This window comes from Streptomyces sp. NPDC091682 (assembly GCF_044756625.1).
Lineage (GTDB): Bacteria > Actinomycetota > Actinomycetes > Streptomycetales > Streptomycetaceae > Streptomyces.
The window spans coordinates 494,555-509,959 of sequence record NZ_JBIVTH010000004.1 but is presented as its reverse complement, the minus strand read 5'-3'; the positions used below and the strand labels follow the sequence as shown (position 1 = coordinate 509,959).

The 15,405-nt window shown below is 68.5% G+C and carries 18 protein-coding genes and 1 pseudogene; 9 read left to right on the top strand and 10 right to left on the bottom strand.

Features of this window, described 5'->3' with window-relative positions:
* Positions 1-94 precede the first annotated feature (94 nt).
* Together ACIQK6_RS12995 and ACIQK6_RS12990 are read right to left on the bottom strand one after the other, a co-directional pair.
* Positions 95-954 (bottom strand): annotated as a pseudogene (locus tag ACIQK6_RS12995) (IS630 family transposase); the annotation flags it as partial.
* 523 nt (positions 955-1,477) lie between these two features.
* Positions 1,478-1,609: a hypothetical protein gene (locus ACIQK6_RS12990; protein WP_266594573.1), complete on the bottom strand. Its 132-nt coding sequence runs from the start codon at positions 1,607-1,609 to the stop codon at positions 1,478-1,480.
* 525 nt (positions 1,610-2,134) lie between these two features.
* Between ACIQK6_RS12990 and ACIQK6_RS12985 the strand changes: the two genes are divergently transcribed.
* The 4 genes from ACIQK6_RS12985 to ACIQK6_RS12970 all read left to right on the top strand — a co-directional run bounded on the left by ACIQK6_RS12985 (position 2,135) and on the right by ACIQK6_RS12970 (position 4,978).
* Complete coding sequence (locus tag ACIQK6_RS12985) at positions 2,135-2,338, top strand: cold-shock protein (protein ID WP_030647895.1); 204 nt, start codon at positions 2,135-2,137, stop codon at positions 2,336-2,338.
* Between the two features lie 310 nt (positions 2,339-2,648).
* The gene (locus tag ACIQK6_RS12980) at positions 2,649-4,163 is read left to right on the top strand and encodes a DEAD/DEAH box helicase (RefSeq protein ID WP_329099974.1); all 1,515 of its coding nucleotides are present in this window, start codon (positions 2,649-2,651) and stop codon (positions 4,161-4,163) included.
* A gap of 46 nt (positions 4,164-4,209) precedes the next feature.
* Positions 4,210-4,614, top strand: a complete 405-nt coding sequence (locus ACIQK6_RS12975; protein ID WP_329099975.1) for a CBS domain-containing protein — start codon at positions 4,210-4,212, stop codon at positions 4,612-4,614.
* A 52-nt stretch (positions 4,615-4,666) separates the two neighbouring features.
* Positions 4,667-4,978 carry an SCO5918 family protein gene (locus ACIQK6_RS12970; protein WP_329099976.1) on the top strand — a complete coding sequence of 104 codons (312 nt, stop codon included), beginning with the start codon at positions 4,667-4,669 and terminating at the stop codon, positions 4,976-4,978.
* A gap of 105 nt (positions 4,979-5,083) precedes the next feature.
* Here the strand turns inward: ACIQK6_RS12970 and ACIQK6_RS12965 are convergent, their stop codons facing one another.
* The 4 genes from ACIQK6_RS12965 to ACIQK6_RS12950 form a co-directional block, all read right to left on the bottom strand.
* Positions 5,084-5,443 (bottom strand): hypothetical protein, encoded by a 360-nt coding sequence (locus ACIQK6_RS12965; RefSeq protein ID WP_402694780.1) that lies wholly within the window; start codon positions 5,441-5,443, stop codon positions 5,084-5,086.
* Positions 5,444-6,677: 1,234 nt separating this feature from the next.
* Complete coding sequence (locus tag ACIQK6_RS12960) at positions 6,678-6,953, bottom strand: isoamylase early set domain-containing protein (RefSeq protein ID WP_329099980.1); 276 nt, start codon at positions 6,951-6,953, stop codon at positions 6,678-6,680.
* Positions 6,954-7,373: 420 nt separating this feature from the next.
* Positions 7,374-7,772, bottom strand: a complete 399-nt coding sequence (locus ACIQK6_RS12955) for an STAS domain-containing protein (protein WP_329099981.1) — start codon at positions 7,770-7,772, stop codon at positions 7,374-7,376.
* A 74-nt stretch (positions 7,773-7,846) separates the two neighbouring features.
* Positions 7,847-8,527: an HSP18 transcriptional regulator gene (locus tag ACIQK6_RS12950; RefSeq protein WP_329099982.1), complete on the bottom strand. Its 681-nt coding sequence runs from the start codon at positions 8,525-8,527 to the stop codon at positions 7,847-7,849.
* Between the two features lie 129 nt (positions 8,528-8,656).
* Here ACIQK6_RS12950 and ACIQK6_RS12945 point away from each other — a divergent pair, with 129 nt between their 5' ends.
* From ACIQK6_RS12945 to ACIQK6_RS12935, 3 genes are all read left to right on the top strand, one after another.
* Entirely contained in the window at positions 8,657-9,091 is a 435-nt protein-coding gene (locus ACIQK6_RS12945; protein ID WP_202197780.1) for an Hsp20/alpha crystallin family protein, read from the top strand.
* 96 nt (positions 9,092-9,187) lie between these two features.
* The gene (locus ACIQK6_RS12940) at positions 9,188-9,583 is read left to right on the top strand and encodes a DUF2267 domain-containing protein (protein WP_266594581.1); all 396 of its coding nucleotides are present in this window, start codon (positions 9,188-9,190) and stop codon (positions 9,581-9,583) included.
* Positions 9,584-9,637: 54 nt separating this feature from the next.
* Entirely contained in the window at positions 9,638-10,084 is a 447-nt protein-coding gene (locus ACIQK6_RS12935; RefSeq protein ID WP_329099983.1) for a DUF2267 domain-containing protein, read from the top strand.
* A 75-nt stretch (positions 10,085-10,159) separates the two neighbouring features.
* Here ACIQK6_RS12935 and ACIQK6_RS12930 read toward each other — a convergent pair whose 3' ends face one another.
* Together ACIQK6_RS12930 and ACIQK6_RS12925 are read right to left on the bottom strand one after the other, a co-directional pair.
* Entirely contained in the window at positions 10,160-10,333 is a 174-nt protein-coding gene (locus ACIQK6_RS12930) for a CsbD family protein (RefSeq protein ID WP_266594583.1), read from the bottom strand.
* Positions 10,334-10,548: 215 nt separating this feature from the next.
* Positions 10,549-10,764, bottom strand: coding sequence for a hypothetical protein (locus tag ACIQK6_RS12925; protein WP_329099985.1), 216 nt, complete (start codon positions 10,762-10,764; stop codon positions 10,549-10,551).
* Between the two features lie 1,280 nt (positions 10,765-12,044).
* Here ACIQK6_RS12925 and ACIQK6_RS12920 point away from each other — a divergent pair.
* The gene (locus ACIQK6_RS12920) at positions 12,045-12,383 is read left to right on the top strand and encodes a MerR family transcriptional regulator (protein ID WP_329099986.1); all 339 of its coding nucleotides are present in this window, start codon (positions 12,045-12,047) and stop codon (positions 12,381-12,383) included.
* Between the two features lie 48 nt (positions 12,384-12,431).
* Here the strand turns inward: ACIQK6_RS12920 and ACIQK6_RS12915 are convergent, their stop codons facing one another.
* Positions 12,432-13,640 (bottom strand): PP2C family protein-serine/threonine phosphatase, encoded by a 1,209-nt coding sequence (locus ACIQK6_RS12915; RefSeq protein ID WP_402694786.1) that lies wholly within the window; start codon positions 13,638-13,640, stop codon positions 12,432-12,434.
* Positions 13,641-14,143: 503 nt separating this feature from the next.
* On the opposite strand from ACIQK6_RS12915, the gene ACIQK6_RS12910 reads away from it, so the two are divergent.
* Positions 14,144-14,503: a PRC-barrel domain containing protein gene (locus ACIQK6_RS12910; RefSeq protein WP_402694779.1), complete on the top strand. Its 360-nt coding sequence runs from the start codon at positions 14,144-14,146 to the stop codon at positions 14,501-14,503.
* 67 nt (positions 14,504-14,570) lie between these two features.
* Here ACIQK6_RS12910 and ACIQK6_RS12905 read toward each other — a convergent pair whose 3' ends face one another.
* Positions 14,571-15,401, bottom strand: a complete 831-nt coding sequence (locus ACIQK6_RS12905; RefSeq protein WP_329099988.1) for a hemolysin III family protein — start codon at positions 15,399-15,401, stop codon at positions 14,571-14,573.
* Positions 15,402-15,405 lie beyond the last annotated feature (4 nt).

The window sequence follows — 15,405 nt, the reverse complement described above, 5'->3', positions numbered from 1 at the left end:
GCCGCAACCACCACAGCCAACCCGTCGACCGGCAGAAAGTCTGCAGGTCATTGCGGCTGTCGCACCCTCACCAGACCCCTAAGTCAACGGCATTGCGGTTAAGCCAGGAGCTGTTGGTCGGGGTGTAGGCGATCTCGACGTTGTTCGCCTCGGCCCAGGTCCCGACCCGTTGGCACCGCTTGGTGGTCAGGTGGGGCGAGTAGTTGTCGCAGACGATCGCGATGCGTAAGTCCATCGGGTGCAGCGAGCGCAGGTAGCGGCAGAACTCCAGGAACTTCGAGCGGTTCTTCGTCTTCTTGATGTGCCCGTAGAGCTGGTCCTTGGCCAGGTCGTAGGCGGCGAACAGGTTCCGGACGCCGTGCGGGCGGTTGTAGGTCGCTCGCCTGCGGGGGCGGTGTCGCGGTCGGGGTCCTTGTGCCGGCCGCCGCGTTCGGCCCACTGCCGTCCGGGGTGGGGCTGGAGGTTGAGGGGGCCGAACTCGTCCATGCAGAAGATGACTCCGGGCCCGCCTTCGTCGGGTATGACCTCGCCGTCGGCGATCGCGTAGAGGTGCTGGACCCGGGCCTTCTTGGCCGCGTGGTCGGGGTCGCGGGAGGTCTTCCAGGTCTTCAGGCGTTGAAAGGAGACGCCTTCCTCGCGGAGCAGGATGCGCAGGCCCTCGTGGCTGATGTCGTCGACCACCCCCTCGGCGACCAGGAAGTCGGCCAGTTTCGCCAGGCTCCAGGTCGAGAACGGCAGGCCGTGCTCGACCGGCTTGGACTTGGCGGTCTTCTTGATCTCACGGCGCTCGGGAAGGGTGAACGTCCTGGGCCGACCGCCTTTGTACTTCGGATAGAGCGACTCGAAGCTGTCGGCGTTGAAGTTGTGGATCACATCGCGGACCCGGTCCACGCTGGTGAACGTCACCTCAGCGATCTTCGCCACCGGCATCCCCTGCGCTGACAGCAGCACCATCTGGGCGTCTGGCGCCGCCCGGCGTAGCAACCGGGCGACATGTCAGGACGGGGCAAACGTTGCTTGATCCGGCACTAGTCCTCTTTCCCCGCCAACACGCGATCGGCGGCGTAGTGCGGGCAGGAAGGGACATGCCACGTCACCGTCACCCGGCGCCGGTCGGCGGCGATGGTGCGAGCCTGCCCAGTGGCCGGGCAGGCTGAACAGTGCGGGCACCGGACGGTTTCGAACTTCAACTCAGCCATCACCTGCGCCACCTTCCCCACCAATGGTGCTCGCGACGAGAGTGCCACGCCTCGCAGCGGGACAGTCTCGGAGAAAGCTGCACACCGGAGCTCGGGGGCGGCTCATGGTCCGGCCGTGCCAGTGAGATGGCCACTGGGATCACGGTTCGGCTGACCATTTCGCCAGGAGGTTCCCGCAGGTGCCGGTGCATGAAGACAGTGACCCTGCGCAGGGCACTCCGGCAGAGCAGCCGGGCACGGATGACCCTGCCGTTCACGTGCGGACCACGGCCGGCCCATCATTCCTTACCGCTGAGGCGGCCGCCTCCGTCGAGGCCATCGTGCGGGCTGTACACGATGGCGATGATGTTCGCATCCGGATCCTTTTGGCAGCCTTGGTCAACGTCGCCGACACCGAGGTTCTCCTCCACCTGCGAGAGCGGCTTCGCGAACGACCGCAGTGATGGTCGGGCGCTGCGGAACAGACGTGCAGCGGTGCGGGGCCGGGTCGCTGCCGCCTTGCCGTGGGCACCCCCGAGACCGTCATGGAGTACCTGCGAGCTGCGGATCCCTTCGGGAGGGCTCTGCGGACCCACCCCGCAGGCTCACGCCCCCTGGACTGCACGTCGCAGCTGGCGGACGCCCTTGCTCGCGAAACGCTGCACTCGGGGGGAATCAATATCTATCCCCGCGGTCAGAGAGTTTAATGGACCCCGCAGGGAGAGTTTTTCCGCACCGCACACGATGGAGATATTTAACGCACACGAACCGCTGCAGCGTGCTACTGTCGGTCTCGGTTGCAGTTTTGGTACCCAAAAACTTCAAGCGCTCCAGTCGGCCTCCGCGCCACATTCGAGTGCTTCATATTTCCGGTCATTTTCCGGCGGGGCATCATCGCGGCGACACGGTGTCCGTATGGTGCGGATGCTGGTGTACTGCCCCAAAGGAGATATGACATGGCATCTGGCACCGTGAAGTGGTTCAACGCGGCCAAGGGCTTCGGCTTCATCGAGCAGGACGGTGGCGGCGACGACGTCTTCGCCCACTTCTCGAACATCGCCGCCCAGGGCTTCCGCGAGCTGCTGGAAGGCCAGAAGGTCACCTTCGACATCGCGCAGGGCCAGAAGGGCCCGACGGCCGAGAACATCGTTCCCGCCTGACGCTGACGCGCATTTCGTAGCTGGGGCCCGCATCCCTTGGGGTGCGGGCCCCAGCTGCACGCATTTCCCGCAGCGGTGTCACCTGCGGGATGAAGCATTTCAGGGTTACAGCCTGCTCGGCACTTCACCCCACTCGATTTCTTGATTTCGCGTCCCCGTGACGCCACCTCATCTCAGCGCATGCGCCCGTACAGAATCTCTGTTGGCCAGAGTCGCTTTCGCATTCCATTCGGCCCGTTCTTGTGATTCCCTGCGCTGCGTTTCGCTGCGGGAATTCCTTGATACGCGCCGCATCAAGGAAAGGTTCTGAATGAACCGCACACGTACGAACGACCGTTCCTCTCGCACCCGCAGCCGCACCGGCGGCCCCGCTTTCGGCGCTGCCGCCGGTTCGGAGCGGGGCAGCCGCTTCAGCTCGTCGGCCCCGAGCCGTTCCGGAGGTCCGCGCCGCTCGGGCGGCTACGGCCGCCGACCCGCAGCGGTACAGGGCGAGTTCGCTCCGCCGAAGACCATCACTCCCGCGCTGCCCGCCGTCGAGGCCTTCGCCGACCTCGACATGCCGGCGGAGCTGCTTGCTGCCCTAGGCGCGCAGGGCCTGAGCGTGCCGTTCCCGATCCAGGGAGCCACCCTGCCCAACACCCTCGCAGGCCGCGACGTCCTCGGCCGCGGACGGACCGGCTCCGGTAAGACCCTCGCCTTCGGCCTCGCTCTGCTGGCCCGCACCGCCGGGCAGCGCGCCGAGCCCCGCCAGCCCCTCGCCCTGGTCCTCGTCCCCACCCGCGAGCTGGCCCAGCAGGTGACCGACGCCCTCACCCCGTACGCCCGCGCCGTGAAGCTGCGCCTGACCACGGTCGTCGGCGGCATGTCGATCGGCAAGCAGGCCGGAGCTCTGCGCGGAGGCGCAGAGGTCGTCGTGGCTACGCCCGGCCGGTTGAAGGACCTCATCGACCGTGGCGAATGCCGGCTTAACCAGGTCGCGATCACCGTCCTGGACGAGGCCGACCAGATGGCCGACATGGGCTTCATGCCGCAGGTCACCGCCCTCCTGGACCAGGTGCGTCCTGAGGGGCAGCGGATGCTTTTCTCCGCCACCCTCGACCGCAACGTCGACCTGCTGGTGCGCCGCTACCTGACCGACCCCGTCGTGCACTCGGTGGACCCGTCCGCGGGCGCCGTCACGACGATGGAGCACCACGTGCTGCACGTCCACGGCGCCGACAAGCACCGCACGACGACGGAGATCGCGGCCCGGGAGGGCCGGGTGATCATGTTCCTGGACACCAAGCACGCCGTCGACCGGCTGACCCAGGACCTGCTGAACAGCGGAGTGCGGGCCGCCGCCCTGCACGGTGGGAAGTCGCAGCCCCAACGCACGCGCACCCTCGCCCAGTTCAAGACCGGACACGTGACCGTACTGGTCGCGACGAACGTGGCGGCGCGCGGCATCCACGTCGACAACCTCGACCTCGTCGTCAACGTCGACCCGCCCACCGACCACAAGGACTACCTCCACCGCGGCGGCCGCACCGCCCGCGCCGGCGAGTCCGGCAGCGTCGTCACCCTCGTCACTCCCAACCAGCGCCGCGACATGACCCGCCTCATGCAGGCCGCCGGCATCACACCGCAGACCACCCAGGTCCGCTCCGGCGAAGAGGCACTGAACCGGATCACCGGCGCCCAAGCCCCCTCCGGCATCCCCGTCGTCATCACCGCACCCGTCGTCGAACGCGCCAAGCGCAGCGCGGCCTCCCGCGGCAGGCGACGGCCCGCCTCGACGGTCCGGCGCGTGAGCGTGCGGCAGTCCGCCTTCGATGCGGCGGCCTGAGAAGCACGTGATCAGGAAACTGACCCATCTCTGCAGGAGGTACGTTTTGACGCTGGTCCAGATGCAGCCCCGCTCGGCGAACGCCAACCCTGTGCACCGGACGGTGGACGACGCGATGGAGGCGGCCGGTCCACAGGTATGTGACGACATGACGGTCGAGGTGGCCCTGGCCGTCATGGCCGGCGCCCGCGCGGGTCATCTGCTCGTCTGCGACGAGGACGGCCTGTGCACTGGGCTGGTCACGCAGGCCCAGCTCACCGCCATCCGCGACAGCGCGGCGTACACCGACCGGGTCCGTCTCCGCGACCTGCTGGGGAACCGCGGGCCGGTCGCCTCACCCGCAACCACGATGGCCGAAGCCGAACACGCGATGCGCTACCGCCGGCTCGATGCCCTGCCGGTCGTCGATGAGCAGGGCAGTGCTCTGGGCGTCCTCGCCCTTGCCCGCTGAACCGCCTCACCGCGGCACGGCCGTCCCCGTCTTCTTCTTCCTGTGAGGCAACATGCGCTGTGTCATCGCCCGTTTCCCGTTCGACCTGACCAAGAGCGGTGTCCTGGAGTCGATGAAGGGCATCAAGCCCGAGCAGGTCGTCGGCGAGTCCGTGATCGTCGGGCGCCGTACCTACCCCGTCAAGCAGGTCGGTCAGGTCATCACGCGCCAGGACCGCCGCGACTTCAGCGCCGGTGAAGTCCTCCGGGCCATGACCCAGCTCGGGTTCACCTGCCGCGGCCTCCCCCGGGCCGCCGCGCCCAGGCGCGTCCTCAGCCCGCTCCAGCAGGCTTCCGAGATGCTCGGCATCCCGGTGACCGTCTGACGGACAGGACCGGCGCGAGCCGACACCCGAACAGCGAGGAGGGCCCGACCGGCACACGCCGGTCGGGCCCTCCCGCGTACCCAGGGGTTTCTTACGCGATGTCGGTCAGTGGTCGAAGTAGCTGAAGTCGCCCATGGTCCAGGCGCTGACTTCCGCGATCGAGACGCGATACATCCCACCCGTCTCCGGGATCCCGACCGTGCCCTGAAGGATGCGGGCCACATGGAAGTGCAGATGAGTGGGCGGTCCCTCGTGGGGTGTCGTGGCGGTGAAGATGGCGGCGAACTCGCCCAGGCGGGCGGAATCCGTCAGGACCTCCGACACCCGCTGCCTCCACACGGCTTCGGGTGCCAGCCGACCGGTGATGACAGCGCCACCGGTGACAACGGTCAGGGACATCTGATTGCTTTGCCCTGACTCCACCAGGGTGGCAACGTCAACGAGCAGCTCGTCAGGCTTCGACATGAGAGCCGATCTTATGCACCAGTCGTCCCGTCCTCTCGACCGGTAGCACTACCGGTCGAGAAGTGCACTCACCGCCTTCCCGCCGGAGCCCCGACGGGTGACGACACCGGTTGCTCGTGCGATGCGGTGACCATGGGCCAGCCGAATCCACCGGTATGGCCGCACAGGAAACGGGGCCCGAACCCCTGACCTGCTGTGCAGGCTGCTCTGCGCATCCAGTCCGACCGCGAACGTCTAGCTCTCCTCGGCGGGCACGAAAATCTATGATGGCCGGAGTAGACATTGGGCTGTGACGTGGTTATGGTTTCTCTCGTAGCCCAGAGAGACAGCAAGGCCTGGCAGAGACGAACTGCCGGGCAGCAGTACCCGCAGTTGCAGTGCGCAGGACGGTGCGGTGGTGGAGTTCCGAAGCCAGGGTTGTCGCAGGACGGCGACGGGACTGACGACCGGACCGGGTGACCCGCAGTGATCAGGGGCCGCCGTGAGCAGTACCCAGCAGTGAAGTAGTGAGCAGCACCTCGGTGAAGGCGTCGGCTGCGGATGCGCACACCGGGAAGTTCGGCAGTGGGGTTCTAAGCCAGAGCAGTCGCAGGATGGGCAACGGGGCTGGCTGCCGAAAAGTGGCGCTGCAGCAGGCCACCAGCAGTACGCAGTACCGCAGTAACCCGCAGTTGCAGTCTCTCCCGTTTGGTAAGCAGTTGATCGCCGAGGGAAGAATGGAGGAGTTGAGGCGCCATCAGGATCGCCCGGGCGGAAGTCTTGAGTCCGGGTACCGCAGGACATCGATAGTGAGGTGGTCTCCGGTCGAGCAACCGCGATCCCCGCACAGCCTGTCCCCGTTCGGACGGGTCGGCGGAGACAGTAGGCCGGCGCAGAACTAGGGCCGGCAGATGGTGTAGCAGTTCCTTCGGGGCCCCGGTGCTGAACGCACCGGGGCCCCTCCTTTCGTTCCGCCCCCTCTTGCTCTCCAGGCCTGTCTGATCACCCGCTCCGCTCGCCTGCGTCCTCCGCCACTACTTCCGCTACCCAGCTGCGCAGCGCCGCCCACGTCCGAGAGCTCGTCGGCCACGGCACTGTCGTGGAAGCGGCCCGGCTAGTCACGAACCAGGGCGATTACCCTCCGCGTTCCGCATGGAGTGGGAGGCCTCGCCGTGAAGGTTGATGCGGAGAAGGAGCCGGCTTCATCGCCCAGGACGGCAGCTGCCAGGACTAGGAGAGCACTTGCCAGACGCGATCAGGTGCGGATACGGCTGTTGCGGCCGTCGTGCTCGTCGGCGGTGTCGTCGTTGAACCAGTAGTCGTCGGCGGCCAGGTAGCGGAAGGAATGGTTGCTGCCGGTGGGCAGCTCAACGGTGACCGCGCGGTTGCCGTCCTTGCGGAGGGTAAGAGGGTGCACGCCGGGGCACCAGTCGTTGAAGTCGCCGACCACGCTCACCTCGGCCGCAGGCATGTCGGCGGGCAGAACGAAGGTGACCTTGGCGCGGTTCTTGCGCACGGCGCGTTCCAGCACGAGAGACTCCTGACGGACAGGGGGAGGGACAGTACGGGCCCATGGTCAGGGCAGAGCAGGAGCCGCGCACGCCGACGCCGCCGTACTGCCCACCGGGTCACCCACCCGCTGCACCCAGCAGGACGCGCAACCGGGCACATGTGACAGTGCACGTGGGGTAGGACGACGGATTGCCCCACGCAAGCAGGACCCGGCCGGGGCCCCGTAGCCACACCGGCCGGGTCCTGCGCCATGCGAAGCAGACGTTCCGCGAGCACGCCAAACTTCGGACCGGATAGCCCCGAAGCAGCGTCACCCCCATTCCAGCCCACCTCGGCGAGGGCGGCCTGGGGGTTCGGTCCTGGTCGGTGGCAGGGGCTTGGCCCCGGAAGGCGACCGTCCCCGCCGGTGATGGGCGGCGCCCGTACGCGACCGGTGTGCCTAGTGAGGCAGGCCGTCCGGCCATCCCTCCGAAGAGCGGTCGCCGGGCGGCGGGTCGTGGTCCGCGGGGAAGAGGGGCAGGGTGCCGGTCATCTCCAGGAGGCGCAGGAGCTGGTGGTTGGGGGCTGCCAGGCGAACGACGGTTCCGGTCTCCTGTGCTGCGCGCCGGGCAGCGAGGAGTGCGTTGAGCGCGGCGGAGTCGCAGAAGGAGACGCGGCTGCAGTCGACCGTCACGGGCTTGGCCGGTGAGGCGTGGGTGAGGGCTTCGGCGAGGGCGAACCGCAGGGCGGGGGCTGTCTCGATGTCGATCTCGCCCGAGGGCCTGATGGCAACGGCGTGCTCCAGGACTTCCACGGCGATGGCGTTGCCGCCGGCCTCCGGGGAAGGGCGTTCGGCCATGGTGGGTCACTCCTGGGTTCGTGTCGTGGCCCCCGAAGCCCGTGGTCCGGTCGGCGGTTCGGGGGAGGGGCGGGTCAGGTGCTTCGCTGGTCGTGGGTTTCCTGGCGGAGCCGGTCGGTGTGCCGGGTCAGGGCGTCGATGCGTTCGGCGAGCTCGGTGTCCTCGGGTCGCAGGTGGGCACGGGTGTCGATCAGAGGGCGGACGAGGCGGGCGGCGTCGTCGGCGGCGAGGGCCAGGTTCAGGTCGCCGACGGCGCCCTCGGCACCGTCGGGGAGATCGGTCAGAGCGGTGACCTGGCCGGCGAGACGGCGCAGGTCGGCCGCGTGGTCGCGGGCCCAGGTGGTCACCGTGCGGTCGGCGGCGCGCGTGTCGCGCGTGGCCTGGACGCGCTGCTCGCCGGTACTCCCGACCGCTCCCGGGCGCAGCCGCAGGTAGCGCCGTTCTGCGGCCTGGCGGCTGGCGACCCCGAGCGGGCCCGCGAGGTCGGCCCAGCTCGCGCCCCGCCCGCGGGCGGTCTCGATCAGCCCGCTCTCCCAGTCGGCGAGCTGCTCGCGGACCTCGCGCAGCAGCAACAGCGCGGCCAGGGCCGGGTGTGGACCCGGGTCCGGCGCGCGCCCCGTCGGGGCCGTCGTTGGTGCTGCGGAGGGTCGCTGCGCGTCCCGCAGGGCCTGGTCGATGGTCTCCAGTGCCGCCGCGGCGGCGAGGAAGGGGACCTGGGTGGGCGGTGGGGTGGCCTCGCGTTCGGCCTCGTTCATGGGACTCTCCGTTGGCTTGTCATCCTCCAGATGACTGCTTACTTGTCATCGTTTCGATGACATGTTACAACGGAGGCACGTTGAAGCGCATTGGCAGTTTCTGCCTGAACCAACTGGAGGTGTTTCGCGATGTTGATGCGCACCGACCCGTTCCGCGAGATGGACCGGATCGTCCAGCAGCTGTCGGGTACGTCTGGCACGTGGTCGAAGCCGTCGGTGATGCCGATGGACGCCTACCGTCAGGGTGACGTGTACGTGATCGCCTTCGACCTCCCCGGTGTGAGCACCGAGGCGATCGACATCGACGTCGAGCGGAACATGCTGACGGTGAAGGCCGAGCGTCGGCCCACGGGGAAGTCCGACGGAGTGCAGATGGAGCTCTCCGAGCGGCCCCTGGGCGTCTTCTCCCGCCAGATCATGCTGGCCGACACCCTCGACACCGAGCACATCGAAGCCGACTACGACGCGGGCGTCCTGACCCTGCGGATCCCGATCGCCGAGCGCGCCAAGCCGCGAAAGATCAGCATCGGCGGCGAATCCGGCCGCAAGCAGATCTCCGGCTGATCGGCCCCAAAGCGGCGGAGGACGGGGAACCGATCCCCCTCCGGCACCCCGTCCTCCGCGCCCCTCGCCCCTTCACCCCTCCCCGGAGGTGACGTGATGTCGATACGCAGGGAGGCGTTCCTGGCCCACGTCCAGGAACGCGGCGAGTACACGACCCTGCCGGAAGCCGAACGGGCGGCGCGCGTCGTCCTGGCCCTACTGGGCGCGCACCTGGTCGGCACCGTGCGGGCCGAGCTCGCCGCCCGGCTCCCCGAGACGTACGCCCTGATCCTTCTGAATCCCCTGCAGGCCGCCGAACCGCTCTCACCCGAACGCTTCGTCCGCGCGACCGCGGCCTGGATCGAGGGCGCCACCGAGAAGACGGCCCTGTGGGACATCGGCGCGGTCCTCTCCACCGTGGCCGCAGCGGCGGGTGACGTCCTCATGCGCGAGGTCCTGATCCAGCTCCCGCCCGGCTACGACCTCCTCTTCGGGCACCCCCAGCCCATCTGACCGGCGTCGACGGCCGGAACTCGAACCTTCGAAGAGAAAGGCAACCGCAGCACCATGTACGACCAGCCTCGACCGGACCGGCTCACCCCCGCCATGACGTTCGACCAGATGCTGGAACGCGTCCGCTACGAGGGCGCCTACCCCACCCGCGAACGCGCGGAAGAAGCCGTCCGCACCGTGCTTGCCGCGCTCGGCCGGCAGGTCACCGGTGACGAGCGCGTCGACCTCGCTCAGTGCCTGCCCGTCGAAGCCGCCCTCACCCTGACCGCCCAGATCCCCGATACCGAGCAGCTCACCGGCTGGGGCTTCGTCAAGGACCTGGCCGCACGAACCGGCGCGAGCCCGGCCATCGCCCGCTGGGACACCGGCGCCGTACTCGCCACCGTCACCGCGCTCGCCGGACCCGACCTCCTTGCCCGCGTCCTCCAGCGACTCCCCGACGACTACGCACTCCTCTTCGGACAGGCGCAACTGCGCCGGCCTCAGCGCGCCGCCGCCTGACCGGAGCCGGCTGCGCGCGGACATGCAACGGGGCCGGGACCGCTCCTGCGGTCCCGGCCCCGTGGACACGAGGCGTCAGTGCTTGAAGGTGTCCTTGATCTTTTCCTTGGCCTCGCGGGCATCGCCCTTGGCCTGCTCCGCGCGACCCTCGGCGGTCATCCGCTCATTGCCCGTCAGACGGCCAGCGGTCTCCTTGAGCTTGCCCTTGGCCTGCTCGCCCTTCGCCTCGGCCTTCTGCTCACCAGACACAGCTGATCACTCCCTGTTCGATGGAAAGGTCTTACAGAACCCCGTATGACCGGTGGGATCCCTCCCAAACAGACAGGCCGGCAATGGGGTGACGCTCGGGGCGAAACGTTCGGCCATGGGCCAGCCGGCCTGGATGTCGCAGCGGTTCGCGCGGCGCCTCATGGAGGTGCCCGTGCCAGCGAGCCGGAGCGCGGTGGTGAGGAGCCGCGATCGTGTCAGACCGGCCCGGTCAGGACGTGGCTGGCGTCGGGGAGCTCGTGGACGTGAGCGGCCGCACCTTCCAGCGGCAGGAGAGGGCGCAGGGGACAGTTGGCCGAGGTGTGGTCGTGGTCGACTTCCCAGGTGGGCAAGGGTGCGGCGGGGGCGCAGTTGGTGGAGACGGCGTAGAGGTTGCCGAAGCAGCCCCGGCACACCAGTGCAGCGTGGTTCACGGGAGTGCCTCCGGTTGAACCGACTCGGCTGAGCCATCCACGGGGCGGGCCTCCCCCGCCAGGTGGAGCTGGCGCAAGGTGCTTTCCGTCTCGCGCCTGAGGTGTTCGGAAGAGGCCAGACGCTGCCACAGCGGGTCGGGGCGGCCGGGGACGGCGGCGCCGCGGGCAGCCCATTCCTCGGCAAGCTGCGTGTACAGGGGTGTGCCCTGGTCCGGGGGTTCTCCGGGAATCCGGCCACGGGCGTGTGCCGGGCTACGGGAAGGCCTTCGGCGCGCTTGTCCCGGAAGACGGCCAACCGCTCTGCGCTGGCCGCTGCCGGCCTGTGCGCCGCGGCTGGAGTCCGCCCAATGATCGTCCGTCACGTTCGTCAAAACGATCCCTCCATCCTCCAGGACACCGTTTCCGGTGTGCCGCGACGCTCTCGACCGTTGCTCTGGCCCTCGATGAGGCACACACCGTTGGCCGCCCCCAGCTGCTCCCTGTGCTGCGCATCGACAGGAGCGACCGTGCGTTCGAGGTCGATTACCTCCTCACCCGCCACACGAAAATCTATGACGGCCGGAGTAGACATTGGGCTGTGACGTGGTTATGGTTTCTCTCGTAGCCCAGAGAGACAGCAAGGCCTGGCAGAGACGAACTGCCGGGCAGCAGTACCCGCAGTTGCAGTGCGCAGGACGGTGCGGTGGTGGAGTTCCGAAGCCAGGGTTGTCGCAGGACGGCGACGGGACTGACGACCGGACCGGGTGGCCCGCAGTCATCAGGGGCCGCCGTGAGCAGTACCAGCAGTTAACGCAGTGGCAGTACCCGTAAGTGCAGTTCGCAGTACCCAGCAGTGAAGTAAGTGAGCAGCACCTCGGTGAAGGCGTCGGCTGCGGGCGCGCGCACCGGGAAGTTCGGCAGTGGGGTTCTAAGCCAGAGCACACGCAAGATGGGCAACGGGGCTGGCTGCCGAAGAGTGGCGCTGACACAGGCCACCAGCAGTACGCAGTAGAGCAGTACCAGCAGTAAGCAGTTGATCACCGAGGGAAGAACGGAGGAGCCGAGCACCATCAGGATCGCCCGGGCGGAAGCCTTGAGCCCGGGTACCGCAGGACATCGATAGTGAGGTGGTCTCCGGTCAAGCAACCGCGATCCCCGCACTCCCGGCAGCATCTCGGTCGGGTCGGCGGAAACATAGGGTCGGCGCAGTATCAGGGCCGACAGATGGTGTAGTAGTTCCTTCGGGGCCCTGGTGCCGTACGGCACCAGGGCCCCTCCATGCGTTCCATGAGAGAGGTTCAATGACAGCAGACGACTCGTTCGGCCGTCTCGACGACGACGACTACCCCGCCTACACGATGGGCCGGGCCGCCGCCATGCTCGGCACCACCCAGGGCTTCCTCCGCGCTATCGGCGAAGCCCGCCTGATCACCCCGCTCCGCTCCGAGGGCGGCCACCGCCGCTACTCCCGCTACCAGCTCCGCATCGCCGCCCGCGCCCGGGAACTCGTCGACCAGGGCACCCCCATCGAGGCCGCCTGCCGCATCATCATCCTCGAAGACCAGCTCGAGGAAGCCCAGCGCATCAACGCCGAGTACCGCCGCGCCGCCGAATCATCCGCGCCGCCGTCCTCGACCTGACCCGAGTGTGCCCGTCGGGATCGACGGGCCTCGGTCGTCGAAGGAGTGCTATTCGGGTGCGGACGCCTCCGCCGGGTCCGCCCCGGCGTCAGCGCTGCGTGTGACCCGGTGGGTACCGTGCCAGTCCAGGCACATGACCGTCGCGTCGTCCTGGAGACGGCCACCATGCGCGCGCAGAATCTCCGCGACCAGAGCGCGGGAGGCCTCGCGGGCGTGGAGATCGCCCGTGCGCACAACCAGGGAGGGCAGATCGACCTCCACAGCGCGGCCCTCGAGCATGCCGTCGGTGAGCATCACAAGGCGGTCACCCGGCTGCAGGTCCAGCCGCTGCACCCGATAGTCGGTACGCGGCTGGATACCGAAGGGGAGATCGACCTCGGGAACCATCTGCTCGACCCTTTCCCGCCTGAGGCGCAGGGGCCAGGGATGCCCGGCGTTGACGAACTGAGTGATCCCGTCGAGCAGGCTGATGCGCAGCAGCTGCCCAGTGACGAAGCCCCGCCTGCCGTTGTCGATGACGGCCCGGTTGGCCTCCAAGGCCTGTACTTCGAGCTCGGCGCCGGCACGCCTGGCCCTGCGAAGGGCGCCCACTGCGAGGGTGGCGAGTAGCGCGGCTTCCACGTCGTGGCCCATGGCATCGGTGACGGAGAGTTGCATGGTGTCGCGGTCGACGACGTAGTCGAAGGTGTCACCGCCGACGTGCGTGGCCGGTTCCAGCGCTCCGGCGACCGTGAACTGGGCTGCCTCACACGCCAGTGAGGTGGGCAGGAGTCGGTGCTGGATCTCGGCGGCCAGGTTCAGGGGCCGTGTACGGCGACCCCATTGGTAGACGTCGGTGAAGGACCGATTGGCGATCACGATGTAGGCCAGGGCGTGAGCGGTCGCGCCGATCTGCCTCATCGCGAAGTCGTCGGGGTGATCCGGCAGGATGAGTTCGAGCAGGCCGATGGCGTCGCCGCGGTTGGTGACGGGCGCCACGACCCTGACCCGGCTGTTGCCCTCTCGCTGGAGGGCCGGCCGCTGTGTGCGCAACGCGTCCGCGTAGAGGGTGCCGGGCAGAGCGACGCGCTCAGGGGGCTCGTCAGACTCGACGCTGTCGGCTGCCCCGAGCCGCACCACTGACGACCCGGTGAAGTCGACGATCAGGAACGAGACTGAGGCAGCCTGCAGGCGGTCCCGGAGCAGCCGCGCGACAACGTCCAGGGACTCCACAGGGGAGGCGGATTCCGCTGCCGCGAGCACGCCCGCAAGGTCCACCTCCACCAGCTGCTCTCCGCCGGCGCGCCCCTGATGGGCGCCTGAATCTCGCTCCTCGGTCGGGGGCATGGCCGCTCCTCTCCTCCTCCGACACCGTGGGACCAGCCCTCCACGAGCACAGCTCCCTGACGTTCTTTCCGAGCGCACGAGGCCTTAGGGGCGGCCCCCTGCCTCGTCGAAGCCATCCCATCTGGGGTCGCAGCCTGTGACCACGGCCGGCACAGATCCGAGAAGCCCGCGGGGCCGACCGTCCTCAACCCTGCCCGAGGACCCGCACGCCAGGTGGCTGCTGCTGCCCGTGCAGTCCGCGCTGCCTGACTGGTTCACCCGAACAGCAGGCATCGGCCCTCTCGGGGACGCCGCCCGGCCACCGGTGTAGCGCACACGCCCGGAATCCTCAGAGGACCCGGTTGCGGGGCAAGCACCGGGGCATGGGGATGGACGAGTCAAGTCGGCGGTGTGGCTGGCCGCCGCCTTCGAGCCGAGCGTGAGGAGACGGGGTTGTGAGCGGTGTGTGGATGTACGCGCAGGACAGCGGCTACACGTCCCGGCAGTCAATGGTGGGGTTCACGGTTGAGGCGGCTGACGGAACCATCGGGCACGTGGACCGCCAGCAGGACCAGCCCGGCATGCAACATCTGGTCGTCGACACCGGCGTGTGGGTGTTCGGCAAGAGCATTTTGATCCCGGCCGGCGCCGTCGCCGGCATCGACACCGAAACACGGACGGTAAAGGTTTCAGAGACCCTGGAAGAGATCAAAGCCGCTCCCCAGTTCACCACCGACAGCGAAACGGCTGACCACCGCTATCTGTCCGCCGTCGGCAACTACTACCTCTCCCTCCGCCGCCCCCTCGCACCCTGACCCGAAGCCAGCCGGCAACTCGCCCGCCCCAGGGCGACAGCAGCCCCCGGGCAGAACATTGCCGTGCTCAGTAGACGGTGAACGAGATGGCGATGTAGTGCGCGGTGAAGGCTGCCACGGTCAGGGCGTGGAAGACCTCGTGGAAGCCGAACCAGCGGGGCGAGGGGTCGGGGCGCTGAAGGGCGTAGACAACCGCGCCCGCACTGTAGAGAAGCCCGCCGGTCACGATCAAGGCGAGTACGGGCGTCCCACCACTGTCCAGGAAGTCGGGCAGGTAACGCACCGGTGCCCAACCCAGGGCCAGGTAGCAGGGGGTGTACAGCCAGCGGGGAGCTCCGACCCACAGGACACGGAAGGCGATGCCGGCCAGAGCGCCCGTCCACACGATCCACAGCAGGACGGACCGCTGGTCAGGGGGAAGAAGGAGCACGGCAAGCGGGGTACAGGTGCCGGCGATGATCAGGAAGATGTTGGCGTGGTCGAGGCGACGCAGAACGGCCTCACCGAGTGGTCCCCACGTGCCGAGGTGGTAGACGGCGCTCGTCCCGAACAGTATCCAGGCGGTGACGGAGTACACGGTGCAGGCCAGGGTGGCGTGCGGCGTCCCAGCCAGGCAGATGAGGACGATGCCCGCGGCCAGCGATGCGGGGACCATTCCGGCGTGAAGCCAGCCTCGTAGCTTCGGCTTGATCGGCTCCACCACATCGGCCGCTCGCTCGACCAGGTCGGCAACCGGGTGGGAGCCCTCGGCAGCCTTGTCACGGTGCGATCCGGAGGGAGGACCACTTGCCTCGCAGCCTCCGACCGTCGGTGCGGAAGACACACCGCCGGTTTCGACGTCGTCGCGGGACACTGCTTCCCTTCCTGCCTCGGACTGCTGGGCGTCACTGGCAACCACGTGC